The 24,361-nt window shown below is 59.0% G+C and carries 25 protein-coding genes; 7 read left to right on the top strand and 18 right to left on the bottom strand.

The window, feature by feature from the left end; all coding sequences use genetic code 11:
* The 9 genes from J2D75_RS02980 to J2D75_RS02940 all read right to left on the bottom strand — a co-directional run bounded on the left by J2D75_RS02980 (position 1) and on the right by J2D75_RS02940 (position 8,919).
* On the bottom strand, positions 1-492 hold the full coding sequence (locus J2D75_RS02980) for a DUF934 domain-containing protein (protein WP_207852520.1): 492 nt from the start codon (positions 490-492) through the stop codon (positions 1-3).
* Positions 479-2,170: a nitrite/sulfite reductase gene (locus J2D75_RS02975; protein ID WP_207852518.1), complete on the bottom strand. Its 1,692-nt coding sequence runs from the start codon at positions 2,168-2,170 to the stop codon at positions 479-481. Before J2D75_RS02975 ends, J2D75_RS02980 begins: the two co-directional genes overlap by 14 nt.
* Before the next feature lie 25 nt (positions 2,171-2,195).
* The gene (locus tag J2D75_RS02970; protein WP_207852515.1) at positions 2,196-2,540 is read right to left on the bottom strand and encodes a DUF2849 domain-containing protein; all 345 of its coding nucleotides are present in this window, start codon (positions 2,538-2,540) and stop codon (positions 2,196-2,198) included.
* 97 nt (positions 2,541-2,637) lie between these two features.
* The gene (locus J2D75_RS02965; RefSeq protein ID WP_207852513.1) at positions 2,638-3,699 is read right to left on the bottom strand and encodes a sulfate/molybdate ABC transporter ATP-binding protein; all 1,062 of its coding nucleotides are present in this window, start codon (positions 3,697-3,699) and stop codon (positions 2,638-2,640) included.
* Positions 3,696-4,499, bottom strand: a complete 804-nt coding sequence (locus J2D75_RS02960) for a sulfate ABC transporter permease (RefSeq protein ID WP_207852511.1) — start codon at positions 4,497-4,499, stop codon at positions 3,696-3,698. Before J2D75_RS02960 ends, J2D75_RS02965 begins: the two co-directional genes overlap by 4 nt.
* The gene (cysT, locus tag J2D75_RS02955) at positions 4,496-5,344 is read right to left on the bottom strand and encodes a sulfate ABC transporter permease subunit CysT (RefSeq protein WP_207852509.1); all 849 of its coding nucleotides are present in this window, start codon (positions 5,342-5,344) and stop codon (positions 4,496-4,498) included. The genes J2D75_RS02960 and cysT overlap by 4 nt, the downstream gene beginning before the upstream one ends.
* Positions 5,345-5,472: 128 nt before the next feature.
* Positions 5,473-7,353, bottom strand: coding sequence for an adenylyl-sulfate kinase (gene cysC / locus J2D75_RS02950; RefSeq protein WP_207852881.1), 1,881 nt, complete (start codon positions 7,351-7,353; stop codon positions 5,473-5,475).
* Between the two features lie 28 nt (positions 7,354-7,381).
* Positions 7,382-8,176, bottom strand: coding sequence for a sulfate adenylyltransferase subunit CysD (cysD, locus tag J2D75_RS02945; RefSeq protein ID WP_207852879.1), 795 nt, complete (start codon positions 8,174-8,176; stop codon positions 7,382-7,384).
* 80 nt (positions 8,177-8,256) lie between these two features.
* Positions 8,257-8,919: a phosphoadenylyl-sulfate reductase gene (locus J2D75_RS02940; protein ID WP_207852507.1), complete on the bottom strand. Its 663-nt coding sequence runs from the start codon at positions 8,917-8,919 to the stop codon at positions 8,257-8,259.
* A gap of 390 nt (positions 8,920-9,309) precedes the next feature.
* Between J2D75_RS02940 and bioB the strand changes: the two genes are divergently transcribed.
* Genes bioB through J2D75_RS02920 form a run of 4 tightly spaced genes read left to right on the top strand, consistent with a single transcriptional unit; the run spans position 9,310 to position 12,215 of the window.
* Positions 9,310-10,305: a biotin synthase BioB gene (bioB, locus tag J2D75_RS02935; RefSeq protein WP_207852505.1), complete on the top strand. Its 996-nt coding sequence runs from the start codon at positions 9,310-9,312 to the stop codon at positions 10,303-10,305.
* A gap of 14 nt (positions 10,306-10,319) precedes the next feature.
* Positions 10,320-10,958: a 7-carboxy-7-deazaguanine synthase gene (gene queE / locus J2D75_RS02930; RefSeq protein ID WP_207852503.1), complete on the top strand. Its 639-nt coding sequence runs from the start codon at positions 10,320-10,322 to the stop codon at positions 10,956-10,958.
* Positions 10,959-10,960: 2 nt separating this feature from the next.
* The gene (queC, locus tag J2D75_RS02925; protein ID WP_207852501.1) at positions 10,961-11,692 is read left to right on the top strand and encodes a 7-cyano-7-deazaguanine synthase QueC; all 732 of its coding nucleotides are present in this window, start codon (positions 10,961-10,963) and stop codon (positions 11,690-11,692) included.
* Complete coding sequence (locus J2D75_RS02920; protein ID WP_207852499.1) at positions 11,685-12,215, top strand: 6-pyruvoyl trahydropterin synthase family protein; 531 nt, start codon at positions 11,685-11,687, stop codon at positions 12,213-12,215. Before queC ends, J2D75_RS02920 begins: the two co-directional genes overlap by 8 nt.
* Positions 12,216-12,325: 110 nt before the next feature.
* Here J2D75_RS02920 and J2D75_RS02915 read toward each other — a convergent pair whose 3' ends face one another.
* On the bottom strand, positions 12,326-13,846 hold the full coding sequence (locus J2D75_RS02915; RefSeq protein ID WP_265782792.1) for a malate:quinone oxidoreductase: 1,521 nt from the start codon (positions 13,844-13,846) through the stop codon (positions 12,326-12,328).
* 285 nt (positions 13,847-14,131) lie between these two features.
* Between J2D75_RS02915 and J2D75_RS02910 the strand changes: the two genes are divergently transcribed.
* Entirely contained in the window at positions 14,132-14,563 is a 432-nt protein-coding gene (locus J2D75_RS02910) for an OsmC family protein (protein ID WP_207852495.1), read from the top strand.
* Between the two features lie 2 nt (positions 14,564-14,565).
* Here J2D75_RS02910 and aroC read toward each other — a convergent pair whose 3' ends face one another.
* Positions 14,566-15,639: a chorismate synthase gene (gene aroC, locus J2D75_RS02905; RefSeq protein ID WP_207852493.1), complete on the bottom strand. Its 1,074-nt coding sequence runs from the start codon at positions 15,637-15,639 to the stop codon at positions 14,566-14,568.
* Positions 15,640-15,648: 9 nt separating this feature from the next.
* The gene (gene fabI, locus J2D75_RS02900) at positions 15,649-16,488 is read right to left on the bottom strand and encodes an enoyl-ACP reductase FabI (protein WP_207852491.1); all 840 of its coding nucleotides are present in this window, start codon (positions 16,486-16,488) and stop codon (positions 15,649-15,651) included.
* A gap of 164 nt (positions 16,489-16,652) precedes the next feature.
* Here fabI and pdxH point away from each other — a divergent pair, with 164 nt between their 5' ends.
* Positions 16,653-17,291 (top strand): pyridoxamine 5'-phosphate oxidase, encoded by a 639-nt coding sequence (pdxH, locus tag J2D75_RS02895; RefSeq protein ID WP_207852489.1) that lies wholly within the window; start codon positions 16,653-16,655, stop codon positions 17,289-17,291.
* Between the two features lie 124 nt (positions 17,292-17,415).
* Positions 17,416-18,294, top strand: coding sequence for a universal stress protein (locus J2D75_RS02890; protein WP_207852487.1), 879 nt, complete (start codon positions 17,416-17,418; stop codon positions 18,292-18,294).
* 54 nt (positions 18,295-18,348) lie between these two features.
* Here the strand turns inward: J2D75_RS02890 and J2D75_RS02885 are convergent, their stop codons facing one another.
* Genes J2D75_RS02885 through J2D75_RS02860 form a run of 6 tightly spaced genes read right to left on the bottom strand, consistent with a single transcriptional unit; the run spans position 18,349 to position 24,358 of the window.
* The gene (locus J2D75_RS02885; protein WP_207852485.1) at positions 18,349-19,158 is read right to left on the bottom strand and encodes an MBL fold metallo-hydrolase; all 810 of its coding nucleotides are present in this window, start codon (positions 19,156-19,158) and stop codon (positions 18,349-18,351) included.
* A gap of 20 nt (positions 19,159-19,178) precedes the next feature.
* Entirely contained in the window at positions 19,179-19,994 is an 816-nt protein-coding gene (locus J2D75_RS02880; RefSeq protein ID WP_207852483.1) for a TatD family hydrolase, read from the bottom strand.
* On the bottom strand, positions 19,991-21,532 hold the full coding sequence (gene metG, locus J2D75_RS02875; RefSeq protein WP_207852481.1) for a methionine--tRNA ligase: 1,542 nt from the start codon (positions 21,530-21,532) through the stop codon (positions 19,991-19,993). Before metG ends, J2D75_RS02880 begins: the two co-directional genes overlap by 4 nt.
* Complete coding sequence (locus J2D75_RS02870) at positions 21,529-22,473, bottom strand: DNA polymerase III subunit delta' (protein WP_207852479.1); 945 nt, start codon at positions 22,471-22,473, stop codon at positions 21,529-21,531. The genes metG and J2D75_RS02870 overlap by 4 nt, the downstream gene beginning before the upstream one ends.
* A gap of 23 nt (positions 22,474-22,496) precedes the next feature.
* Positions 22,497-23,135, bottom strand: coding sequence for a dTMP kinase (gene tmk, locus J2D75_RS02865; RefSeq protein WP_207852477.1), 639 nt, complete (start codon positions 23,133-23,135; stop codon positions 22,497-22,499).
* 5 nt (positions 23,136-23,140) lie between these two features.
* Entirely contained in the window at positions 23,141-24,358 is a 1,218-nt protein-coding gene (locus J2D75_RS02860) for a D-alanyl-D-alanine carboxypeptidase family protein (RefSeq protein ID WP_207852475.1), read from the bottom strand.
* Positions 24,359-24,361 lie beyond the last annotated feature (3 nt).

Below are 24,361 nucleotides of genomic sequence, written 5' to 3'. Positions count from 1 at the left end.
TCAGGAAAGCAGCCATCTCCTAAGGCCGGTGCCTTCTGGTTTTTCATCCAGAACGGAAGGCTGATACGCTACCGTAAAGCGGGTATGGGCTGCCTGCCAGAATGCCGGGTCGCTCCCTTGCGGGATTTCTACCTGCGAAACCCCACAACGCAGCAAGAACTCGTACTGATCGGGCAGGATATGCCCCGCAGCCCGAAGCGCTCCGGTGTAGTGCAGGTGCTCACGCAGGGCGCGGGCCTGACTGAAAGCCCGGCCATCGCGGAAGGAACCGAATGTTACACATACAAGATCCAGACGGGGCAGGGCTTCACGCAGACTTTCAACCCGATCCGCCGGTTCAAGCACCACACCCAGACGGCCCGCACCATTACGCCCCAGCCCTTCAGCCAGACGGGACAGAGGCACCAGCACATCACCTTCAGGCAGAGCCACACCTTCCTGCGCAGTCTGCCAGCCGTTTTCCATAATCTGGCCGTTCTCAAACAGTGGCATAGGCTGCGTCCTTGAATGGCGCCGCGCCAAGACGGCGACAGGTCTCGATAAAACGCTCCCCCGGATTACGCCGGACGAGATAGGTGTCGATTATACGGGCAATGGCGTCCACTGTCTCGTCTTCGGACATGGCGGAACCAATAATCTGGCCGACGGATGCATCATCCCCCGTGCTGCCACCCAGCGTGATCTGGAACGCTTCCTCGCCGCGTTTATCCACCCCCAGAATACCGATATTACCCGCGTGGTGATGTCCACAGGCATTGATGCAGCCCGAAATATTCAGCCGAAGCTGACCAATTTCCTGCTGCAGCGTGTTGTCGGCAAAACGGGCACTCAGCTTCTGCGCAATAGGGATGGAACGCGCATTAGCCAGTGAGCAGTAATCCAGCCCCGGGCAGGCGATAATATCGGTCAGTAGCCCCACATTGGCCGTACCCAGACCGTTGGCCTGCAACACCTGCCAGAGTGCATACAACTGATCCTGCCGGACATGACCCAGCACGACATTCTGCATATGGGTAATGCGCAGCTCACCAAAGCTGTACTGATCCGCCAGATCGGCCAGCAGATCCATCTGATCCGCCGTTGCATCGCCCGGGATCCCCCCGGCCGGCTTGCACGAAACCGTCAGGCTGCAATAGCCGGACTGCTTGTGCGGATGCGTGTTGGTGCTGACCCACGCAGCAAACTCACGGTCCGCACGGCACTGGGCGGCAAGGCTTTCTGCTCCATCGGGCAGGGTTTCAAAGGCCGGTGCGCCAAAACGCGCCCGAATGGCCTCAACCACCTCGGCGGGCAGGCGGTAACGGCTACGATCCATTGCCGCGAATTCGGCATTGACCTTTTCAAGAAACGCTTCACGTCCAAGAGCTTGCACGAGGATCTTGATACGGGCCTTGTACATGTTATCGCGGCGACCGTACTCGTTATAGACCCGCAGTACCGCTTCGAGATAGGCAATCAGATCCTCTTCAGGCAGATCATCCCGCAGGCTGACACCCACGATAGGCGTACGCCCAAGCCCGCCACCCACGATCACCTCGAACACAGGACGCCCTTGCTCACTCTGGCGAGCAATCAGCCCGACATCATGGAAACGGGCGGCTACACGATCCTGTGCGCTGCCGGAAATGGCAATCTTGAACTTACGCGGCAGGAAGGTGAACTCAGGATGCAGGGTTGACCACTGCCGCAGGATTTCCGCATGCACGCGCGGGTCAAGCACCTCATCCTGTGCGGCTCCGGCAAACTGGTCGGATGTCACATTGCGGATGCAGTTACCGCTGGTCTGGATGGCATGCATCTGGGCATCAGCCAGCACGTCCAGAATTTCGGGCGTATCTTCCAGCTTGATCCAGTTGAACTGAATGTTCTGGCGCGTGGTGAAGTGACCATAACCCCGGTCATAACGGCGCGCGATATGCGCTAGCGTGCGCATCTGCACTGCACTGACGGTGCCATACGGAATAGCAACACGGAGCATATAGGCATGAAGTTGCAGGTAAAGGCCGTTCATCAGCCGCAGGGGCTTGAACTCGTCCTCGCTCAGCGCACCGGAGAGACGGCGGGCGACCTGATCGCGAAACTGTTCAACGCGCTGGGCCAGAAAGGCACGATCAACTTCGTCATAGGCATAGCGCCCGACCGGAAGCGTGGACTGAAGGAGCTTGGGCATGGGTTTCTTGTCCTGCTGACGGTTTTCAGGCCTGCCCCGCCTGCGCGGGGGGCTGCCAGGCCGGGGTAAAGGCGGCATGCACGCTGGGGCCAAACGCACGGATACGCTCACGGGTTGTCAAAGGCTCGGGGCCGGAAGAAGACAGCACAACCTGAACGCCATAAATCCCCACGACTTCATCCACCGCAGCCCGCGCATTCTGGCTGGCGAGCCGCTCGGGCATGCTGTCATTAGAAAAAGTTGCCGCGTTCTTGATGGTCAACTGCCATGCGCCGTGCGGGTCAAGCCAGACAATCCGCCCGTCCAGCAGCCGGTTTGCCGTAACAACGCTCAGCCCATCTTCATCGCGGCGATTGTTTCTGCGATCCACGTCCGTCCCTTTCTGGCCCATTCCTGCCAAAGAAAATACAAAAAACAGATGATATTATCAATATACCACGAACAAAAAACGTATCATGTCATCTACCTTACAGGCAGGCTAGACCATCGCGGAACAGGCGTGCGCGGCTAACATCGAGCGCAGCCCCTTCCAGCGCATGATCCACGCCATCCTGCGGCAGAAAGAACGGAATGCTGTGGCCCGCGCTGTTAAGCACGTAATGACGGTAGCCATTACGCGCACCACGCGGTGCGGCCTTCAGCAGCGCTTCCTGTCCCGGCTGTGCGGGAACAAGCTGTATTTCATAGGGGCGGATCATGGCTACAGCAGAGCCATCAACCACTGTTTCAGGCACGGCAAATGGCTGCACCAGCGGATCATGTGGTACCATACGGCCTGACCGCACATCGCCGGGAAAAGAAACTGCTTCGCCCAGAAACTCCATAACAAACTCGGTCGCAGGACTTCGATCGAGCGCAACGGGCGAAGCGTCCTGCACAATCTGACCATCCTGCATAACCACGATCCTGTCAGCAACGTCGAGTGCTTCTTCCTGATCATGGGTGACAAGGATGGTGGTCAGCCCCAACCGGTCATGCAGGTCACGCAGCCATGACCGGATCGAACGCCGCACAATGGGATCGAGCGCGCCAAAAGGCTCATCAAGCAGCAGCACACGGGGGCCTGTGGCCAAGGCCCGGGCCAGCGCCACACGCTGCCTCTGCCCACCAGACAGGCGGGCAGGGTAGGCACCACCCAGATCCGGGATCTGCATCAATTCGAGCAGCTCCCTGACCCGCTCATTAATCCGCTCGCGGGTAGGGCGTCGGGCCGCAGGCAGTATATCCAGCCCGAATGCGATATTCCGCGCGGCTGTCATATGCGGAAACAGGGCATAGTTCTGGAAAACAAAGCCGACCTGACCCGCCCGCGCGCTCACATCTTTCATCACCTGCCCATCAAGGCTGACGGTACCGCCCTGATAAGGATCAAGCCCGGCAATAGCCCGCAGCAGGGTTGTCTTGCCTGCACCCGATGGCCCAACCAGCGCAACAAAGGCAGAATCCGGCACATCGAGCGAAACCTTGCTCAGCAGCGGTTTGCGCCGCCCCGGAGCAAAACGCTCAAGAGCGCTGACTTCAATACTCATGCCTTTTTCTCCCGCAGGCGTGCGATCCATTCAGGGGCTGAACGCAGCAGCACAGCCCCCATGGCCATAACCCCCAGCAGGGCCGCCATGGTAAAAGCCGCAACGGACTGATAGCCGTTGTACAAATTCTCGATATGCAGAGGCATGGTTTCAGTCTCACCCGGAATATGGCCAGACACCACGGAAACCGCGCCGAACTCCCCCAAAGACCGCGCTGTTGTCAACAGCACACCCGAAAGCAGCGCGCCCCTGACACCCGGCAGGGTCACATGCCACAAAACCTGCCAGAAATTGGCCCCGGCCAGTACAGCCGCTTCCTCCGCATCACGTCCTTGCAGTTCCATCACGGGCAGCAATGTGCGCACCACGTAGGGCAAGGTCACAAACAGCGTGGCCAGAATAATGCCGGGCACGGCAAAGGCGATATGGATATTCCACCGTTCCAGTTGGGGGCCAAACCATCCCTGCGCCCCAAACAGCAGCAGCCACACCAGACCCGACACCACGGGCGAAATGCTCAGCGGCAGTTCGATCAGAACCAGCAGCGCCTGCCGTCCACGGAAACGAAAACAGGCCAGCAACCATGCTGCCAGCACCCCAAACACGGTATTAACAGCAACCGAAACCACCGTCACACGCAGGGTAAGCCAGATAGCGGACTGACCATCGGGGTCTGACAGCGTTGCCAGAGCCGCACCCAGACCATCTTTAAGTGCTTCGCTCAGCACCATGGCCGGTGGGGCAACCAGCACCACCAGAATGAACACCCATGTTGCCACCCACAGCCCGTAGCGCATCATGCCCGCTCACTCCACAAAGCAAGTCGTTTGCGCATCATGCCTACCAGCAGCAACACCAGAAGCGACGCCACCAGCAGGATCAACGCAATCGCTGTAGCCCCGGCATAATCAAACTCCTGCAGGCGCACCACAATCAGCAGCGGGGCAATCTCGCTCCTGAATGGCTGATTACCTGCGATAAAGATGACAGAGCCGTATTCACCAATCCCGCGAGCAAATGCCAGACCAAATCCTGTCACCAGTGCGGGCAGGAGCGGGGCCACAATCACGCGGGTGAACACCTGCCATGGCTTGGCACCCAACAACTGGGCCGCTTCCTCAAGCTCATGAGGCAGATCACGCAGAACCGGCTCAATGGCGCGCACCATAAAGGGCAACCCCACGAACATGAGCGCGACCACAATACCAAGCCGATTATAGGAAACGAGAATACCCAAACGGGATAAAGGCGCACCCAGCCAGCCGTTCGGGCTATACAGGGTCGCTAATGTAATGCCTGAAACCGCCGTGGGCAGAGCCAGCGGCAGATCTATCAAGGCGTTGGCCACATGCCGCCCCGGCAACTGACCGCGCACCAGCGCCCAGGCAAGCATAAGCCCAAAAGGCAGGTTGCAGGCCGCCGCTGTCGCCGCGCAGGAAAAGCTCGTCCACAGAGCCGCGAACATGCGCCCATCGCGCAGGGCTGTCAGCATAGCGGCAACGCCATCCTGCCACGGCCGCACCAGCAATGTTGAAAGAGGCAGAACGATCAGCAACCCCGCCCATAGCAGGGTTGTGATCAGGGACAGCCGATACCCCGGCAACGCCCGGTTCGAGCGTAGCAATGCAAGAAAAAACTGTTTCATGTTACGGCGCGCTCGTCCCGGCTTTCCCTAAGATAGATGATAGCCAGCCATCAGGTTTGGCCACAAGAACACAACGCGCCCGATCCGTAAGAACCGGGCGCGTCTGCCTGCGCCTGAACCAGAATGCTTCAGCCCCGTTTGCGCTGTCCCGCATCCGCACGAACCGTGGCTTCCACGAAGGAAACCAGTTCACCGGCCGCCGCATCGACAGCCTGTGCGCCGGTTTCAACCCGCAGAGCAGGAGCCTGCGGTGCCTCATACGGCGCGTCTATCCCGGTAAAGCTGCTGATCTTGCCTGCACGAGCCGCAGCATACAGCCCCTTGGGGTCGCGCTGTTCGCACACATCCAGCCCGGCATCGACAAAGATTTCGGCAAAATTATCACCGATAATCCGTGCGGCCAGTGCCCGGTCTGATTTCAGGGGTGAAATCAGCGTAACCAGCACAACCTGCCCGGCATCACGCAGAATACGGGCAACCTCAGCGGCACGGCGCACGTTTTCGGTGCGTTCGGCTTCACTAAAGCCAAGGTCGCTGCACAGACCGGCACGCAGCGTATCACCATCCAGCACGGTCACGTCCACACCGGCGGCAAACAGCCGGTTTTCAGCCGCACGTGCCAGCGTGGTCTTGCCTGCGCCAGAAAGTCCGGTCAGCCAGAATACCCCGCCCTGATGGCCCTTAACCCGCTCGCGGTCCTGCACGCTCACATGGCTAGCGCTTGGGTGAATCACCTTTTCACCCGCAGCGATTTCAGCCGCACCGATCAGCGGTGCCCCGCCGACAATCCGCTGCTGCCGATCCACCAGCACGCCACGACCATCAGTTGTGCCGGGGGTGAAGGGATCGAACTGGATGTTTTCAGAGGCGGAGAGAACGATCTGCGCGAAGCCTTCAGGCGGCACTTCCTCTCCGGGATTTTCCGTCAGATCATCCAGATTGACCACGGACTCAATAGCCGTCACGGTCACGGCATGTTCTGCCGTTGACAGACGCAGGCGGAAGCTCTCACCTACCCGCAGCGGCTCCTGACGCAGCCAGAACAGACGCGTACGCACGCGTGATGCCTCGACCGGCGCTGTTTCACGATGATGCAGCAGGTCGCCACGATCAGGAATAACGTCCGGCTCCAGCGTGACCGCCACAGACTGCCCGGCATAGGCAGAAACCTGCGGAGCTGCGTGCCAGCCTTCAATGGAAGCGATACGCGCAGGGGTTTTCTGCGTGCCGATCACCACCGTATCACCAACGCGCACACGGCCACGTTCGATCCGGCCAGCAACGTAACGTTTGTCACCAAAACGGTACACATCCTGCACCGGCAGGCGCAGGGCCAGTTCCGCACGGGATGCGGGAGAAGGCACGGCCACCAGCGCTTCCGTCAGGGTCGGGCCGGTGTACCATGGCATACGCTCGGAACGCTCCGCGATGTTATCACCATCACGCGCGGAGGCCGGTACAAATACGGAGGCCTTGAGGTCGAGCCGGGTCAGCAGGTCCGTCACATCATCCTGCACTGCTGCAATCTTGGCCTGATCGAAATCGAGCAGGTCAACCTTGTTCAGCAGCACAACAATATGGCGGATACCGATCAGATGCAGCAGCATGGCGTGACGGCGTGTCTGCTCACGCGCGCCTTCCTGTGCATCCACAACCAGCACGGCGGCTTCGGCATCGGCGGCACCGGTAATCATGTTACGCAGGAACTGGCGGTGTCCCGGCGCATCCACAATGACATATTCCCGCCCGGCAAGATTGAAGGGAATACGGGTAGAATCAACGGTAACGCCCTGATCGCGCTCGATCTGGAGGGAGTCGAGCAGAAAGCTCCACTCTATCTTGAGGCCGCGCTTTTTGGACGATTCAATGATCTGGGCAACCTTGCCATCCTGCAGGTTGTCCGTGTCGTGCAGCAGGCGCCCGATCAGGGTGGATTTGCCATGATCGACATGCCCGACAATAACGATAGGCGTTGCCGCATCCAGGCTGGTGGTGGTGTTCTTGGTCATGTTCGCTTCAATCCCGGTCGGCACGTAATCAGAGATAGCCCGCCACACGCAGGCGTTCGAAGGCATCCTCGGACTCATGATCCATGGCGCGGCCCGCACGTTCGGATGTTTTGGTCGTTTCCAGTTCCGTGATCACTTCCGCCACGGTGGCAGCATTGCTCTCGACCGGGGAGGTAATGTCGGAATCACCCAGTGAACGATAACGCTTACCGTTTTTGGAGAAATACAGGTCAACCAGCGGAATGCCTTCACGCTCGATATAGCGCCAGATATCAATTTCACGCCACGCCAGCAGGGGATGGACGCGAATATGCATGCCTTCCTCGTGCGGGGTTGCATACTGGTCCCAGAATTCGGGCGGCTGATTGCGAATATCCCATTTATGGCTTGCACCACGCGGGCTGAACACGCGCTCTTTCGCACGGGTGCCCTGTTCGTCACGACGGATACCCGCGATCACGCCCTGAAGTTTGTGCTTCTCAATCATGGCAGCAAGACCAGCCGTTTTACGGGCAGCCGAACGCGCAGCAGGCGGAAGCGAGGGATCCATTTCTTCAACCGGGGGGCAATCGCCCAGCAGCAGTTCGAGTTCCCACTTCTTGGTGTATTCATCCCGGAACTGGTACATTTCAGGGAATTTCTTGCCCGTATCCACGTGCATCACGGGGAACGGCACACGACCAAGGAACGCCTTCTTGGCCAGCCAGACCATGACGTTCGAATCCTTGCCCAGTGACCACAACATGGCCAGAGGCTTGAGCTTGCGATAGGCTTCTCTCAGAATAAAAACGCTCTGAGCTTCCAGTTGATCAAGATGATCCATAGTATCCATAACCCCGTTCTCGGGCTGCATGAAGAATAAAAATGTGCGTCTGGCACTCAGGTATTCAGGCCACTACACGTCTAGCTGACATGAATACCACACTCGGTTTTGTTCAAACCAGCCCAGCGACCACCGCGGGCATCCTCCCCGCCGCTTACAGGCGCGGTGCAGGGCGCACAGCCGATAGACAAATACCCCTCGCTTACCAGCGGGTGAGGGGGCAGGCCACGCCGTGTCATTTCAGCCTGAATTTCCTCAGCGCTCCAGTAAGTGAGCGGATTGATCCTTATCTGGCCATCGGGACGGCGTTCCACAACTTCCATCTGCGCACGGGTGGAAGCCTGACCGCGCTTGCGGCCGGTGACCATGACATCATACCCCAAAGACGCCAGGCGCAGCGGCTCAACCTTGCGCACTGCGCAGCAGGCATCGGGATCGAAGGCCCAGAGTTCGCCAGTAGGGTCACTTTCCGCAACACGCACCGGGTCGGGATCAATGTCGATGACATTCGTCAGACCGAGAAACGCCGCAAGATCGCGCCGGTAAGCCAGTGTTTCAGGAAAATGTCGGCCAGTATTGAGGAACAAAACCCGCATACCGGGGTCTGCCTCGGCCACCAAAGCCAAAAGCAGGGCAGATTCAGCACCAAAAGAGGATAAAACTGCCAGTCGATCGCCAAACTGAGCCTGTGCGGCCCGCAACAGAGTTACGGGGTTATCCTGCACGGCTTGCAGTTCGTGCAACTGATCATCTCTTTCAAAAACCGTGGCCACGCCTTATACACCGCTTCCAAACGATTAAATGAAAACAATTAAACTGTTCATACAGACACATTCATATCCCAACAACTTTTATTTTCACCATCAAGGCTGGATTGCACAGCGCAATTAACGACAATTAAATGTTATTTGCAGCGCTACGATGGGCCTAATTTTGTTGGCATAATATATCTTATGCGCAAATTGGCCGCGCTCCAGAAACCGCGACCAGACCCGGTGCAGGCATGCTCTCAAGGGCTCCTACACACCCACAACAGCCCGGTTACACGCCGTAACGGCATTACATGCTGGTGCTGCCCTCGTAGCCGGGTTATATTCGCCCTCCTTCTTCATATTCTGGTTCGGTTTGCTGTTATGGCTGATGGTTCATCCCCCCTTGCTCACTCCCCTGCTCCCGCGCCCACGCGCCACGACTGGAGTGTTGCGGAAATTCAGACCCTGTTGAACCTTCCCTTTCCTGAACTGATGTTCCGTGCGCAGTCTATCCATCGCGCCACGTTCGATCCGACAGAAATCCAGATTTCCACGCTTCTGTCGATCAAGACCGGCGGCTGCCCGGAAGATTGCGCCTACTGCCCCCAGAGCGCCCTGCATGAAGACAGCGTTAAGGCCGAAAAGCTGATGGCCGTCGAAAAGGTTCTCGAAGAAGCGCGCAAGGCCAAGGCGGCTGGCGCTGGGCGCTTCTGCATGGGGGCCGCATGGCGCTCACCCAAAGAGCGCGATCTGGAGACCGTCTGCGCCATGATCGAAGGCGTGAAAGAACTGGGGCTGGAAACCTGCGTCACCCTTGGCATGCTGGACGATAATCAGGCACTGCGGCTGAAGGATGCCGGTCTGGATTACTACAACCACAACCTTGATACCTCTCCTGAATATTATGGCGAGATCATCTCCACCCGCACCTATCAGGATCGCCTTGATACGCTCTCCAGCGTGCGCGATGCCGGGATCAATGTGTGCTGCGGCGGCATTGTCGGCATGGGTGAAGGCGAAACCGACCGTGCGGGGCTGATTGCGTCACTCGCCAACCTGCCGACCCACCCCGAAAGCGTGCCAATCAACCTGCTTGTCCGCGTTGAAGGCACGCCTCTGGCCAAGGCGGATGAGGTCAGCCCACTTGATTTCGTGCGCATGATCGCAGCAGCACGGATTACCATGCCCAAAAGCCGCGTGCGGCTGGCCGCCGGGCGCGAAAACATGACGGATGAAACGCAGACCCTGTGTTTTCTCGCCGGTGCGAACTCGATTTTCTATGGCGAACGACTGCTGACCACGCCCAACCCGCAAGCCCAGCGCGACCGCGCCCTGCTTGATAACCTGGGCATGCACACCACCGGTATCGGCCTGTAATCGCCCCGGACAGGATGACCTACACCGTCAAGGAAATTTTCCTCACCCTGCAGGGTGAGGGTGGACAGGCAGGACGCGTGGCCGTGTTCTGCCGTTTTACCGGTTGTAACCTTTGGTCCGGGCGAGAGCAGGATCGTGAAAGCGCACAATGCCGTTTTTGCGATACTGATTTTGTCGGCACCGATGGCGATAATGGGGGCCGTTTTACAACGGCGGCCGAACTCGCTGGGGCGATCAACAGTCTTTGGCCTTCCCCTTCTGACACCGGCCAGAAACTCGTGGTTTTTACAGGGGGAGAACCCCTGCTCCAGCTTGATGCGCCCCTGATTGCCGCCATGCATGCTCTGGATTTTGACATCGCCGTTGAAAGCAATGGCACAGTTCTGGCTCCCGAAGGGATCGACTGGCTGTGTATCAGCCCCAAAGCTGGTACACCCCTGCTCCAGACTGGCGGAACAGAGCTCAAGCTGGTTTATCCACAAGCGGGGCTGGACCCGGCGGATCTTGCGCAGCTTGAGTTCCGCCAGTTTTGGCTACAGCCCATGGATGGCCCCCATCAGGCCCAGAACCTTCAGGCAGCTATCAGCTATTGTCTGGCACACCCGCAATGGGGCCTGTCCCTACAGACCCATAAACTGACCGGAATTCCCTAACCATGCCGCTCGCGGAAAGAGACCAACACGAGGCCGCCCTTGTCCTGTTTTCCGGCGGGCAGGATTCAGCAACCTGTCTGGCTTGGGCGCTTGCGCGTTTTAACCGTGTTGAGACATTGGGCTTCAACTACGGCCAGCGACATGCGGTGGAACTGGAATGCCGCGCCGCCCTACGCGATGGCATGGCCAACAGCAACCCACTCTGGCGCGAACGCCTCGGCCCGGATCACACGCTGCCGCTTGATGCGTTGCACATGGTTTCGGAAACGGCGCTGACCCGCGAAGCAGAAATCACCATCACAGAGAGTGGTTTGCCCAACACATTCGTGCCGGGCCGTAATCTGCTGTTCCTGACTTTTGCTGCTGCTCTGGCAGCCCGACGGACAATCCGACACATTATTACCGGTGTGTGCGAAACCGATTATTCGGGCTATCCAGACTGTCGTGACGATACAATCAAATCGCTACAGGTTTCACTCAATCTAGGGATGGAACGCCGTTACGTCATCCACACGCCGCTCATGTGGCTGAGCAAAGCCGAAACGTGGATGCTGGCGGAAGAACTGGGCGGCTCAGACCTTGTTGCCCTGATCAACCGTGAGAGCCACACCTGCTACACAGGCCAGCGTGAAACGCTGCATCCGTGGGGGTATGGCTGTGGCACCTGCCCCGCCTGCCACCTAAGGCAAACCGGTTGGGAGGCCTATCAGGCCCGGAAAGCAGACCATGCCTGAACTTGTTTTTACCCGCCGCTTTTCCATGGGCCACCGGCTTATCCATGGTGCTTCTGAAAGCTGCGCCCTGCCCCACGGCCACAATGAGCTTGTGACTGTCCGCCTGAACGCGACAACCCCTGCCCGGCTTGATGGTCTGGGCAATATGGCCATTTCGTTCCAGCAGGCTAAAGGCACGTGGCATCGGTTTGTTGATGAAAAGCTCGATCACGCCCTGCAACTGGCGCAGGACGACCCCCTGCTGGATTGGTTTCTTGTCCATGAACCCGCACGGGCGCAGCGGATTGTCGTAACTCCGGGCGATCCGACAACCGAGCTGATGGCGTGTCTGCTCATGGCCAAGATCAACGCTTTTCTGCGCCATGAGGGCGGAATACTGCGCTGTACGGAGCTTTCATTGCAGGAAACGCCGACCAATACCGTCTGTTTCGCTGGCAACCCGGAAGACTTCATTCCTCAGACAACGTTCTCCCGCACACCATGGTGGCAGCGGGCCGATATGAGCATTTCGGATCTGAGCTGAACCGGAATAAGCCCGCCTCTACCCTGTTCGTTATGAACCACGCAGAGACGGGCCGCATGTTTCCCACAATGGAAGCAGGCTTAACAAAAGCCTGCGTCCATCCATACCCTTTAGAGCGTCAGCCCCAGAATTTTGGTTGTCCGGTCAAACTGCTGCTGGCACAGGGCCGGGTTATTGGCGAGTTTCTGCCCGAAAGACGGCACCATGGCTTTGAGTCTGTCTGTCCATTCCGGCATTTTGGACGCAAAGCATTTCTGCAGAACATTGAGCATGATCGGTGCTGCGGTAGACGCCCCCGGCGAAGCGCCAAGCAGCGCGGCAACAGAACCGTCATCACTGGCGATCACTTCCGTACCGAACTGAAGCACGCCACCTTTCTGCGGGTCCTGCTTGATGATCTGCACACGCTGGCCTGCCACGACCAGCTCCCAATCCTCGGCTTTGGCATCGGGAATAAAATCACGCAGCGCCTTGAGCCGGTCTTCCTGTGACTGCATCACCTGCTGGATCAGATATTTTGTCAGCGGCCAGTTATCCCGTGCCACAGCCAGCATAGGCCCGATATTGCCCGGCCGCACGGAGAGCGGCAGATCCATCAGAGATCCCTGCTTGAGAAAACGGGTCGAGAACCCGGCATAAGGGCCAAACAGCAGAGCAGGCTTGCCATCAATCATGCGGGTATCAAGATGGGGCACGGACATGGGGGGCGCCCCAACGGATGCCTTGCCGTAAACCTTGGCACGGTGCCGGGCTATCACTGCCTTGTTAGTACAGCGCAGGAACTGCCCGCTGACCGGAAAACCACCAACCCCCTGCGCCTGAGGGATACCGCTTTTCTGCAACAGGCTCAGGGCTGCCCCACCGGCACCGATAAACACAAAGCGTGAGCGTACGATACGATCAGTGTTTTCACGCAGGTCGCGCACTTTCAAGCGCCACTGGCCATCTTCATCCCGCTGAAGATCCTGCACATCATGCCGGGTGTGCAGCACACAGCCTTTGGTACCGGACAGATAGCTGAACAAAAGCCGTGTAAGCGCACCAAAATTGACATCCGTACCCATCAGGCTACGGGTAACGGCAAGCGCTTCACCCTTGGGGCGGTTCTGCATGATCAGCGGAGCCCACTGGGCAATCTGCTGGCGGTCTTCGGAATAATCCATCCCGGCGAATAGCGGGTGGGCGGAAAGAGCTTCGTAACGCTTGCGCAGGAAAGAGACATTTTCCTCGCCCCAAACAAAGCTCATATGGGGTACGGCGGTCAGAAAATCACCGGCGGAAGGAATAACGCCGTTTTCAACCAGATAAGCCCAGAACTGACGCGAAACCTGAAACTGCTCGTTAACCGCCACCGCCTTGGAAATATCCACTTTTCCATCGGCACCCTGAGGGGTGTAGTTAAGCTCGCACAGGGCTGAATGACCCGTACCTGCGTTATTCCAGGCGTTTGAGCTTTCTTCCGCAACAGTATCAAGGCGCTCGTAAATGCTGATTTTCCAGTCAGGCTGAAGCTGACGGAGCAATGTCCCGAGTGTGGCGCTCATGACGCCACCGCCAATCAGGACAACATCAACAGAAGAGGCAATATCGGTCGAGTTGGAACTCATCATGGTCTCCGCATTACCACTCAGCCCCGCAAGGACAACTTCAGCGGACTGGCGGCTTTTATTTTTGCCACGGGTTCCTGCTCTTGCAGCCACAGGTACCGGCGGCTTATTGCTAGCTGCATTACTCCGCGCAGTATAGGCTTATATCCATCATGCGCCTGCTCACCTTAGCGAGAGTACAGCGTTTGTTGAAAACCCTCCCCCTTTGCCCACGTTATCATGCGATCTGACCCATTCACGCGCAGGGTCATTCATTCCACACCCGCATGATCACGGTTCTGGCAAACAAGAGAAAACGGAAGGCCCAGTATGACAATCACCAAGCATGGCAGCGCGCACTGGAAAGGCTCCATCCGCGAAGGCCACGGTACAATCAGCACTGAAAGCGGTGCATTACAGGCAGTCCCTTACGGCTTTGCCACACGTTTTGAGGGCAAGGCTGGCAGCAACCCCGAAGAGCTGCTAGGGGCCGCCCATGCTGCATGCTTTTCTATGGCGCTGTCGCTTATTCTGGGAGAAGCAGGGCTAACCGCCCAATCCATCCAGACCGAAGCCGCCGTACATCTTAACAAGACAGACGGAGGATTTGGCATCACGCAGGTTGATCTGACGCTCAAGGCCAATGTGCCGGGGGCAACAGCCGAACAGTTTCAGGCGCTGGCTGAAAAAGCTAAGGCTGGTTGCCCTGTCTCCAAGCTGTTCCGCGCCGAGATTACACTCAAAGCGGAACTGGAAGGCTAAGACTAGCCTCCCATCTGCCCCCGATGCCGCAACAGATGGTCTGCCAGAACGCAGGCCATCATGGCTTCGCCAACCGGCACAGCCCGGATACCCACGCACGGATCGTGCCGCCCTTTGGTAATCACCTGTTTTTCCTGCCCTGTGCGGGTAATGGAATCCACTGGTGTCAGCATTGAACTGGTGGGTTTGACCGCAAAGCGCGCCACAACCGGCTGACCACTGGAAATCCCGCCCAGAATACCACCGGCATGATTGGCACCGAAAGTAATCTGGCCATCCTTGCTGTACAGGGCATCGGCATTTTCAGGTCCGGTCAGGGATGCCGCGGCAAAACCATCACCAATTTCCACCCCCTTGACCGCGTTGATGCTCATCAGCCCCGCAGCAATATCCGCATCCAGCTTGCCGTAAATCGGCGCCCCCAAACCCGCAGGCACGCCTTCAGCCACAACCTCGATCACTGCACCGATGGATGACCCCGCCTTGCGGATGTCATGCAGGTACGCTTCCCATGCCTCAACAACCCCGGCATCGGGTGAGAAAAACGGATTACGTTCAACCTCGGCCCAATCCCAGCGGGTACGGTCGATGTCATGCGGGCCAAGCTGCACGAGGGCGGCGCGGATCTGCACTCCCTCACCCAGCACTTTGCGCGCAACGGCACCCGCCGCGACCCGGCAGGCGGTTTCACGGGCGGAAGACCGGCCCCCGCCCCTGTAATCGCGAATGCCGTATTTCAGGTCATAGGTCAGATCGGCATGGCCGGGCCGATAGGTCTGGGCAATATCACCATAGTCGCGCGAGCGCTGATCGGTGTTTTCAATCAGCAGCGAAATGGGGGTACCCGTTGTCTGCCCTTCAAAAACCCCTGACAGGATCTTTACCGCATCCGCCTCACGCCGCTGCGTGGTAAATGCCGACTGGCCGGGCTTGCGCCGATCCAGAAAGGGCTGGATATCCGCCTCGCTCAGGGGAATACGCGGCGGGCAGCCGTCAATGACACAGCCTATGGCAGGCCCGTGACTTTCGCCCCAGGTGGTGACACGGAACAGATGACCGAACGTATTATAGGACACAGCGAAACCTCAGTCAGAGGCGACAGAAAGATCAGGGGCAGACGGGTTTTTCATACCCACCATATGGTACCCGCAATCGACATGGTGCACTTCACCCGTAACCCCCGAAGACAGGTCGGAGAGCATATACAGCCCTGCCCCACCCACATCTTCCAGCGTCACATTACGCTCAAGCGGCGCATTATACTGGTTCCACTTGAGAATATAGCGGAAATCACCAATGCCGCTGGCGGCGAGAGTCTTGATCGGCCCGGCTGAAATGGCATTCACCCGGATACCATCACGGCCCAGATCCGCCGCCATATACCGCACGGAAGCCTCAAGCGCGGCCTTGGCCACACCCATAACGTTGTAATGCGGCATAACCCGTTCGGCCCCAAGGTAGCTCAGCGTCAGCAGCGAGCCGCCCTTTTTCATCAGACGGGCCGCGCGCTGTGCAACCGCCGTGAAAGAGAAGCACGAAATATCCATGGCAGTCAGGAAGGCATCACGCGGGGTATCCACATAGCGGCCACGCAGATACTGCTTGTCCGCCCAGCCTATGGCATGCACCACAAAATCCAGTTCGCCCCATTCTTTTTCAAGAATATCGAATGTGGCATCAACCGCCGCATCGTCGGTCACATCGCAAGGCAGCACAAGCTTCGCGCCAATGCTGTCGGCCAGTGGCTGCACACGCTTGCCCAGCGCATCGCCCTGATAGGTAAACGCCAGTTCTCCACCCTGCGCCGCAACAGCGGATGCAATGGCCCAGGCAATGGACTTGTCGTTGGCAACTCCCATCACCAGCCCCCTCTTGCCCTTCATCAGAGTGCCCTGTGCTGGCGGTACGGTGTGGGAAGAAGACATGCGATAACCTCAGCGTATGCGAGTGAAAACCAGTGGGACTTTTACGCCGTGGTTGGTCGCACACCCCGCGCGGTGAAACAAGCCCGAACACCACTCCCATACTTCAAACCAGCCCCTCACGGGAGTATGAAAGAGAAACGAACCGCAGCAGATGAGTACTTAGCATGACGGACACCTCCTCGCCTTTTTCCGCTCCCCCACGCGATGACCTGCCGCTGATCGACCTGCAGGCCGACCCTTTCACCCTGTTTGAAAGCTGGATGGCCGAGGCAGAAAAAACCGAAATCAACGACCCCAATGCCATGGTGCTCGCGACCGCAACACCGGATGGTCGCCCCTCGGCCCGTATTGTTCTGCTCAAAGGGGCTGATCGTCGGGGTTTCGTATTCTATACCAACCTCGAAAGCCGCAAGGGCAAGGAACTGGCCGCAAACCCGCATGTCGCCCTGCTCTTTCATTGGAAAGGCCTGCGTCGGCAAATCCGAATCGAAGGCCGTGTCAGCCCGGTCAGTATTGAAGAGGCCGATGCATATTTTGCGAGTCGTAGCCGTGTCTCGCGACTGGGGGCCATTGCCTCCGACCAGTCGCGCCCGCTAGCTTCACGCGCCGTATTTGAAGAACGCCTGCATGATGCCCAGACCCGCTACGGCGAAGGCGTCATTCCTCGCCCGGTCAACTGGTCTGGCTACCGTGTCAGCCCGGAACATTTCGAGTTCTGGCAGGAACGCCCATTCAGGTTGCATGACCGCGCCATCTGGGAACGGGCCGGGGAAAGCTGGCAGGTCACGCGGCTTTACCCCTGATCTGCTCCACCCGCCCGCTCACCTCCAGCCGTGGTGTGATCACGGCTGGACATTGATCCAGCGCAACGTCGATGATCGCCGGGCGTAATAAGCTGCAAAACACGGCCCGAAGGAAGGAAGCCCCATGAAAGAAGTGCGAAAAATCCTGCTGCCCCTGCCCAGCGTCTCCAACGCAGAGGCGGCCCTGACGCGAGGTTATAATTTCGCACGGCGTTTCGGCGCACATCTGGCCATCCTGCATGTGCGCACTGATGGACGTGACATTGCCCCTCTGGCGGGTGAAGGCCTGTCCGGCGCGATGGTGGAAGAGCTGATGCGCTCTGCCGAGCATGAAAGCTCGCGCCACGCCCATGATGTGCATACGCTGTTCGAACGTTTTGCCGCCGCCAATCCAGACGTGCCTCTGGTCTCGCGCCACTCCGCCAATGGCCTGCCCTTTCCCAGTGTCAGCTTTACCGTTCTGCGGGGGGTCGAGAGCGAGATCATTCCCTCCCACGCCCGCCTTTCAGACTTTACGCTGGTGCCGCACCCGGATTCAGGGCGCGATGTTTCCTCATCCGAAACCCTGCACGCAGTTCTGTTCGATAGTGGTCGGCCTGTGGTCATGGCGCCGCGCACCCCACCTGAAGGCCTGATCAGGCGCGTATGTATCGCATGGAATGGCACGGCGGAATCCTCCGCTGCCCTGCATGGAGCACTGGCATGGGCTGCTGAGGCCGAAGCTGTGCGTGTCCTGCATTGCGAGGACTATCAGCGTCGCGGCCCCAGCGCACAGGATGTGCTGGATTATCTGGGCCTGCACGGCATTGAAGCCGATGCTCTTGAATTCCCGCCGGTTGACCGCGATGTCGGCAAGGGGCTGCTGGCCGCCTGTACGGATTTTGGGGCTGATCTGCTGGCAATGGGGGCATATTCCCACTCACGCCTGCGCCAGCTTATTCTGGGCGGTGTTACCCGCCATGTGCTTGAACACGCCGACCTGACCGTACTGATGAGCCGATAAGCCCGCAAACGGGGCGGGATTATCCGCCCCGTTTCTGGTCTTTCACAAAACGGATTAGGCTTTGGCCCGTGGTGGGTCGGGCAGATGAAGGCTCAGGCCGTCATAAGCAGGCTCCACCCCCTGCGGCAGGGTCGCGCAGAGTGTTGCCCAGTCCATCCCTGCCCCCATATGGGTCAGGATCGTGCGGCGGGGTTTGATCCGTTCGCGCCACTCCAGCACCCGATCCAGCCAGGCATGGGCCACATGGGGCGTGAGCTGAAAACAGTCCACAATCCATGTATCCACCCCTTCAAGAGCACACAGACTCTGCTCGGGCAGTTCCACCACATCAGTACTGTAGGCAAAATTGCCGCATCGCACGCCGGTCGAACCCGCATACCCATGCTGCTGCTCGAAAAACGTAAAGGCAAAGCTGCCTATCGCCGTTTCCTGTCCGATTTCACATGGATGGGCTTCAAGCACAGCCCGAAAGAACCCCGGCGGTGTCCACGGTTTGAACACGAAGCTGAAACGCTGCTCTATTTCAGCCAGAACCCCCGGCATACCATAAGCCTTGATAGGTTGCCCTATCACCCGGTTGACCGCCCGCACCTCGTTCGCGCCATCCACATGATCAGAATGGCCGTGAGTATAGATAACGGACTGAAACCGGCTGATACGCTGCGCCAGAAGCTGCGCGCGCAGGTCTGGCCCTGTGTCGATCAGCACTGCCTCGCCATTATCCATTTGCAGAAAAATGGAAGAACGCGTGCGGATATTACGTGGTTCGGCGGGGTCGCAGTCACCCCAGTCCCCTCCGCCGCCTTCTCCACCAACCATGGGCACGCCTGCTGAACCACCGCACCCCAAAACAACAACCTTCATGCCCTCTCCTGCCCCGCTTCCTAAACCGCTTTGCGGAACAGACGAAAGAAATTGGCCGTTGTCAGATCTGCAAAAGCGGCCTTATCCATGCCGCGCTCCTGCGCCAGCCGCTCGGCTGTATGCGCCACCCATGCAGGCTGGTTGCGCTTGCCGCGCTTGGGCACCGGCGCCAGATAAGGGGCGTCCGTTTCCACGACAATCCGATCATCCGGCACACTCAATGCTACCGCACGGATTTCGTCACATTTTGGAAAAGTCGCAATGCCCGAAAAACTGACATAGCCCCCCAGCGCCAGCACCCTCCGGGCCAGTTCCGGCCCCGAGGCAAAGCAGTGCAGCAGAATTGGAAACGCGCCTTTGGCGTATTCTTCTTCCAGCACTGTTGCCACATCCTCATCCGCCTGACGGGCATGGATAATCACCGGTACATCCAGCAGGCGTGCGGCAGCAATATGGCGGCGGAAGCTCTCATGCTGTGCGGGGCGTATGGCGTCTTCACCATGGAAATAATCCAGCCCGGTTTCACCAATGCCGATTACCTCGGGCCTGTCGGCCATGCTGGCAATCTGCTCCGCGGTGGGCAAATGTTCTTCATCCACGTGATCAGGATGGGTGCCGATCGTACACCACATCCGCAGGTCTGGTTTATCGTGTCCCGCCAGTGCGATCTGCTCTCCCGCGCGGGAAAGCCGGGTGCCGATTGTTACCAAACCGGCCACCCCACTCTGACGCGCCTCATCCAGCAGGCCGGGTAGTTCCTCATCAGAAAAATGATCAAGGTGACAATGGGTGTCGATCAGTTTACCCGTACCGGCACCATGCGCAGTGTCCCTCATGCCGTGGCTTCCGGCTCGACATAACGCGGGAACAGCCCCTGCGGCGCCGGGAGTGCTCGCCCGGCAGGCAGAGCCGTCTCCAGTGCTGCCAGAGTACGCTCATCAGGCTGCACGGCAAGCTGGTCGAGCATGCGCTCCATGGTCTGGGGCATAAAGGGCTGGAGAACCGTAGCAATTCCGCGCAGGGCATCGAGCAGTACACGCAGCACACTGGCCATGCGCACGGTATCGGTCTTACGCAGCGCCCACGGAGCCTGATGGTCGATATAGGCGTTGCAGGCGCGAATAACCTTCCAGACATCCTCCAGCGCATCAGTCAGGGCGCAGCGTTCCATCTGCGAGGCCATAAGCTGCGGCAGCACAGCTACCTGTGCCAGAAGCTGTGTGTCCTCCACACTGGCCTCACCCCGCTCCGGGATCATGCCTTCGCAATTTTTTGCCACCAGCGAGAGCGTGCGCTGAGCAAGGTTGCCCAGATCGTTCGCCAGTTCGACATTATTCCGCGTAATCAGAGCCTTGCGGGACAGATCGCTATCCCCTCCGAACGGCACCTCACGCAGCAGGAAGAAGCGTACCGCATCCAGCCCGAATTCGCTCACCAGATCGCGCGGATCAATCACGTTACCGATCGACTTGCTCATTTTCTGGCCTTCGATTGTCCACCAGCCATTGGCAAAAACCCGGCGGGGTACATCAATTCCTGCTGCCATCAGGAAGGCAGGCCAGTAAATGGCATGAAAACGCGCAATATCCTTGCCAACCAGATGCAGATCCGCAGGCCAGAACGCAGCACGCGGCGTGTCCATATCCGGGAAGCCAAGTGCGCTCAGATAATTGGCCAGCGCATCGAACCACACATACATGACGTGGGCCTCATCCCCCGGAACGGGAATACCCCATTTGAAGCTGGTGCGGCTGATCGACAGGTCACGCAGGCCCTGACGCACAAAGCTGATGATTTCATTCCGCGCGCCATGTGGCCCCAGAAACTCCGGGCACTGCTCATACAGTTCGAGCAACCGATCCTGAAATGCGGAAAGACGGAAGAAATAGGACGGCTCCTTAACCCACTCCACCGGCGCGCCCGTGGGGGCGAGCTTCTGGCCATCGGCTCCCGTGGTCAGCTCGTCCTCACCGTAGAAACATTCATCCCGCAGGGCGTACCAGCCCTCATACGCACCGAGATAGATGGCATCGTTCTGCGCGACCTTCTGCCACAGGGCCTGCGCCCCGGTCACATGGCGCGGTTCTGTCGTGCGGATAAAATCGTCGTAAGAAATGGCCATGGCATCGGCCATGCCCCGGAAATCGGCAGCAATACGGTCAACAAAGGCCTGCGGCTCAACCCCGGCCGCCTGCGCGGCCTGCTCTACCTTCTGGCCGTGCTCATCCGTGCCGGTCAGAAAAAAAACGTCATGACCGGCCAGACGATGAAACCGCGCCATGACATCCGCCGCAATGGATGTGTAGGCGTGGCCGATATGCGGCGCACCGTTCACATAATAGATGGGAGTAGTAACGTAAAAACGACGGGTCATGCTTGGCTCGCAATCGTCATGGCTTCGAGTAGGGCTTCCTGTTTATCCAGGTTGAAACGCTCTGTTTCACCATATAGGCGTACAAGGGTCTCCCATGCACGCGCACAGGCAAGACCATGAGCGCTTCCACTCAGCGCGGCCTGTCTGGCCACCGCCTGAAGCCGATCTGATAACAGGCTGAAAAACAGATCGAAACCATATTCCTTGCGCAGAACCGTTTCCGCGACTTCATAACCATCCAGCGCGCTTACACCTTTGCACACGCGCTCGACACAATGGGCAATCTCACCCTGTGCATCGGCCAGCAGGGCGAGCGCGCGACCGGGCGCACCATGAGCCAGTGCCGTAACCCGTTCGAGTTCAGCCGGACTGGCATCCGGGGCAACCTGCTGCAACACAGCCCGCATGGCACGTGCATCAAGCGTGCCTAGCGCCAGCTTGCGGCAGCGACTACGAATAGTCGGCAGCAGCCGTCCGGGGGCCGAGCTTGTCAGGAGCAGGATTGTCGCGGGCGGCGGTTCTTCGAGTATTTTCAGCACAGCATTGGCCGCGCTGCGGTTCATCCATTCCGCGCCATCGACAATAACCACACGCCAGCCACCCTCCGCCGCCGTGCGCCGCAAAAATGCGTTGATGGGCCTGACATCATCCGCCACGATTTCCGAACGATAGCGCTGACGTTTTTCATCAAAACCGCGCTCAACCACCAGCAGATCGGCATGTGTAGCGGCTGATACACGCCGCCCGGCCGGGCTTTCCGCCTGCGTGGCCCCCAGTAATAAACGCCCCAAGGCAAAGGCAAACGTGGCCTTGCCAATACCCGGCGGGCCAGTAATCAGCCATGCATGCGGCATACACCCCCGCGCTAGCGCCTGACGAAAGACATCAAAACCCGTCTCGTGTCCCTGTAGTGCCAGCGAGGCAAGGCGCGGGCCAGTCATGGCAGTCTCCCCCATGCCCGACCTCACGCCTGACAGACCAGAGCCAGAATATCTTCCACAATCCGCTGACTGATCCGCTCGGCCTTTTCCCGCTCCGTATTCAGCCGCCTGACACGCGCAGGCTCATCCTGTGCTACGGCCACAAAGCCCTCTGCCACCCGCGCATGAAAGGCTTCATCAGCCTGCTCATAGCGATCAGGTTGCCCGGCACGGGCCGCAAGCCGTTCACATGCTACAGAACGTGGCACATCCAGCAGAAACGTTCTATCCGGCTTTAAAGCCAGCATATCCGTCAAACCACGGATCAGGCTCAGGATACCGGCATCACCAGCGGCCCGGCCATAGCCCTGATAGGCGAGCGTGGAATCGGTAAAGCGATCACACAGCACAATGCGGCCTGCCTCCAGCGCGGGCAGGATAACACGATCCACATGATCATACCGGGCTGCGAAATGTGCGAGAATTTCAGCCCGGAGGGAAAGCGGATTATTGCCGAACAGCAGAAGCTGGCGCAGGTCTTCAGCGCCGGGCGAGCCACCCGGCTCACGCGTGACAAGCACATCATGCCCGCCGGCCCGCAAGGCCTCGCCCACCAGCCGTAGCTGGGTGGACTTTCCAGCCCCCTCGCCGCCCTCAAGCGTTATGAACACACCCTTGGACATACCCGTTACAGATGCAGCCTGCGGGCTGCCCGCCCGACAAGACCGAGAGCCGCCACGGAACTGGCCGCCTCAACCGGTACCTGCACCTGCTTGCCGCCCGGTAGCGAGACCGTAATACGCCCCACAACCTGCCCCTGCGTAACCGGTGCAACCAGTGGCGTGTTGTAATCCAGCGCCAGTTGCGTGCCATTCCGCCAGCCATGCGGCAGCAGCAGTTTAAGATCTTGCGCCGCCACCAGCGCCACGGTGCGCTCGGCGCCCATCCACACTGGAGCCTGCTCCACCACATCGCCCTTATGGACAACCCATGCTGTTTCGAAATTGGCGAAAGCCCAGCCCATGAGCCGCTCGCCCTCACGCGCACGCTCACCCGAAGACGTCAGCCCGTTAATGGCCATGACAACGCGCCGCCCTTCGCGTTCAGAAGAGGCGCACAGGCCAAAACCACCTGCATCGGTGTGGCCGGTCTTCAGACCATCAGCCAGACCTTTCACAACAAGGCTGTTGCGGTTTTCCTGACGGATGTTGTTGTAGAAAAACTCTTTTTCAGAAAAGAAGTGGTAATATTCAGGAAAATCATGGATCAGCCGCAGCGCGAGATAAGCCACGTCACGCGCGGACATATAATGCCCCTCCGCAGGCCAGCCTGTCGCATTCATGAAATGCGTATTGCTCAGCCCCAGACGTGCAGCGGTTTCGTTCATCAGCGCGACGAACTGCTCTTCCGAACTGGCGATCCCTTCTGCCAACACAATACACGCATCGTTACCGGACTGGATGACCATGCCCTGTATAAGATCCTGCACGGGCACGCTCTGGCCCAGCGGCACGAACATGCGTGACCCCTGCATCCGCCATGCGCGTTCGCTCACCGGCAATGTCTGGTCAAGCTTGAGGCGTCCTGAGCGCAGCATACCAAACGTGACATAGGCCGTCATCATCTTGGTCAGCGATGAGGGGGGCATGCGCTCATCTGCATTTTTTTCCAGCAGGGTCGCACCACTGCCGTAATCAAGAATGCAGGCCCAGCGTGCGGAGGTTTCAACCGGGCCGATGGGCGTTGTCGCCGGTGCGGGAGGCGGGGCATCTGCGGCCACCTGTTTTGCGGCGGCCGCCGCCCGCCCATGCGTCTTGCCCCAGGCATCCGCCACAAGGCTGCTCGAAACACCGCCACAAAAAAGGGCCGCGCCCCCTGTGAGTAAGAACCGTCGGGTCTGCAACATGTT

Origin of the sequence: Acetobacter suratthaniensis, assembly GCF_017377745.1 — a bacterium.
Classification (GTDB): domain Bacteria; phylum Pseudomonadota; class Alphaproteobacteria; order Acetobacterales; family Acetobacteraceae; genus Acetobacter; species Acetobacter suratthaniensis.
The sequence above is the reverse complement of the archived record's forward strand: the minus strand, read 5'-3'. Positions and strand labels throughout refer to the sequence as shown.

Bases quoted from the DNA above. Each gene is read 5' to 3' on its own strand.
- J2D75_RS02980 (WP_207852520.1), bottom strand. From the start codon at position 492: ATGCCACTGTTTGAGAACGGCCAGATTATGGAAAACGGCTGGCAGACT.
- J2D75_RS02975 (WP_207852518.1), bottom strand. From the start codon at position 2,170: ATGCCCAAGCTCCTTCAGTCCACGCTTCCGGTCGGGCGCTATGCCTAT.
- J2D75_RS02965 (WP_207852513.1), bottom strand. From the start codon at position 3,699: ATGAGTATTGAAGTCAGCGCTCTTGAGCGTTTTGCTCCGGGGCGGCGC.
- J2D75_RS02960 (WP_207852511.1), bottom strand. From the start codon at position 4,499: ATGATGCGCTACGGGCTGTGGGTGGCAACATGGGTGTTCATTCTGGTG.
- cysT (WP_207852509.1), bottom strand. From the start codon at position 5,344: ATGAAACAGTTTTTTCTTGCATTGCTACGCTCGAACCGGGCGTTGCCG.
- cysC (WP_207852881.1), bottom strand. From the start codon at position 7,353: ATGACCAAGAACACCACCACCAGCCTGGATGCGGCAACGCCTATCGTT.
- cysD (WP_207852879.1), bottom strand. From the start codon at position 8,176: ATGGATCATCTTGATCAACTGGAAGCTCAGAGCGTTTTTATTCTGAGA.
- bioB (WP_207852505.1), top strand. From the start codon at position 9,310: ATGGCTGATGGTTCATCCCCCCTTGCTCACTCCCCTGCTCCCGCGCCC.
- queE (WP_207852503.1), top strand. From the start codon at position 10,320: ATGACCTACACCGTCAAGGAAATTTTCCTCACCCTGCAGGGTGAGGGT.
- queC (WP_207852501.1), top strand. From the start codon at position 10,961: ATGCCGCTCGCGGAAAGAGACCAACACGAGGCCGCCCTTGTCCTGTTT.
- J2D75_RS02920 (WP_207852499.1), top strand. From the start codon at position 11,685: ATGCCTGAACTTGTTTTTACCCGCCGCTTTTCCATGGGCCACCGGCTT.
- J2D75_RS02910 (WP_207852495.1), top strand. From the start codon at position 14,132: ATGACAATCACCAAGCATGGCAGCGCGCACTGGAAAGGCTCCATCCGC.
- fabI (WP_207852491.1), bottom strand. From the start codon at position 16,488: ATGTCTTCTTCCCACACCGTACCGCCAGCACAGGGCACTCTGATGAAG.
- pdxH (WP_207852489.1), top strand. From the start codon at position 16,653: ATGACGGACACCTCCTCGCCTTTTTCCGCTCCCCCACGCGATGACCTG.
- J2D75_RS02890 (WP_207852487.1), top strand. From the start codon at position 17,416: ATGAAAGAAGTGCGAAAAATCCTGCTGCCCCTGCCCAGCGTCTCCAAC.
- J2D75_RS02885 (WP_207852485.1), bottom strand. From the start codon at position 19,158: ATGAAGGTTGTTGTTTTGGGGTGCGGTGGTTCAGCAGGCGTGCCCATG.
- J2D75_RS02880 (WP_207852483.1), bottom strand. From the start codon at position 19,994: ATGAGGGACACTGCGCATGGTGCCGGTACGGGTAAACTGATCGACACC.
- metG (WP_207852481.1), bottom strand. From the start codon at position 21,532: ATGACCCGTCGTTTTTACGTTACTACTCCCATCTATTATGTGAACGGT.
- J2D75_RS02870 (WP_207852479.1), bottom strand. From the start codon at position 22,473: ATGACTGGCCCGCGCCTTGCCTCGCTGGCACTACAGGGACACGAGACG.
- tmk (WP_207852477.1), bottom strand. From the start codon at position 23,135: ATGTCCAAGGGTGTGTTCATAACGCTTGAGGGCGGCGAGGGGGCTGGA.
- J2D75_RS02860 (WP_207852475.1), bottom strand. From the start codon at position 24,358: ATGTTGCAGACCCGACGGTTCTTACTCACAGGGGGCGCGGCCCTTTTT.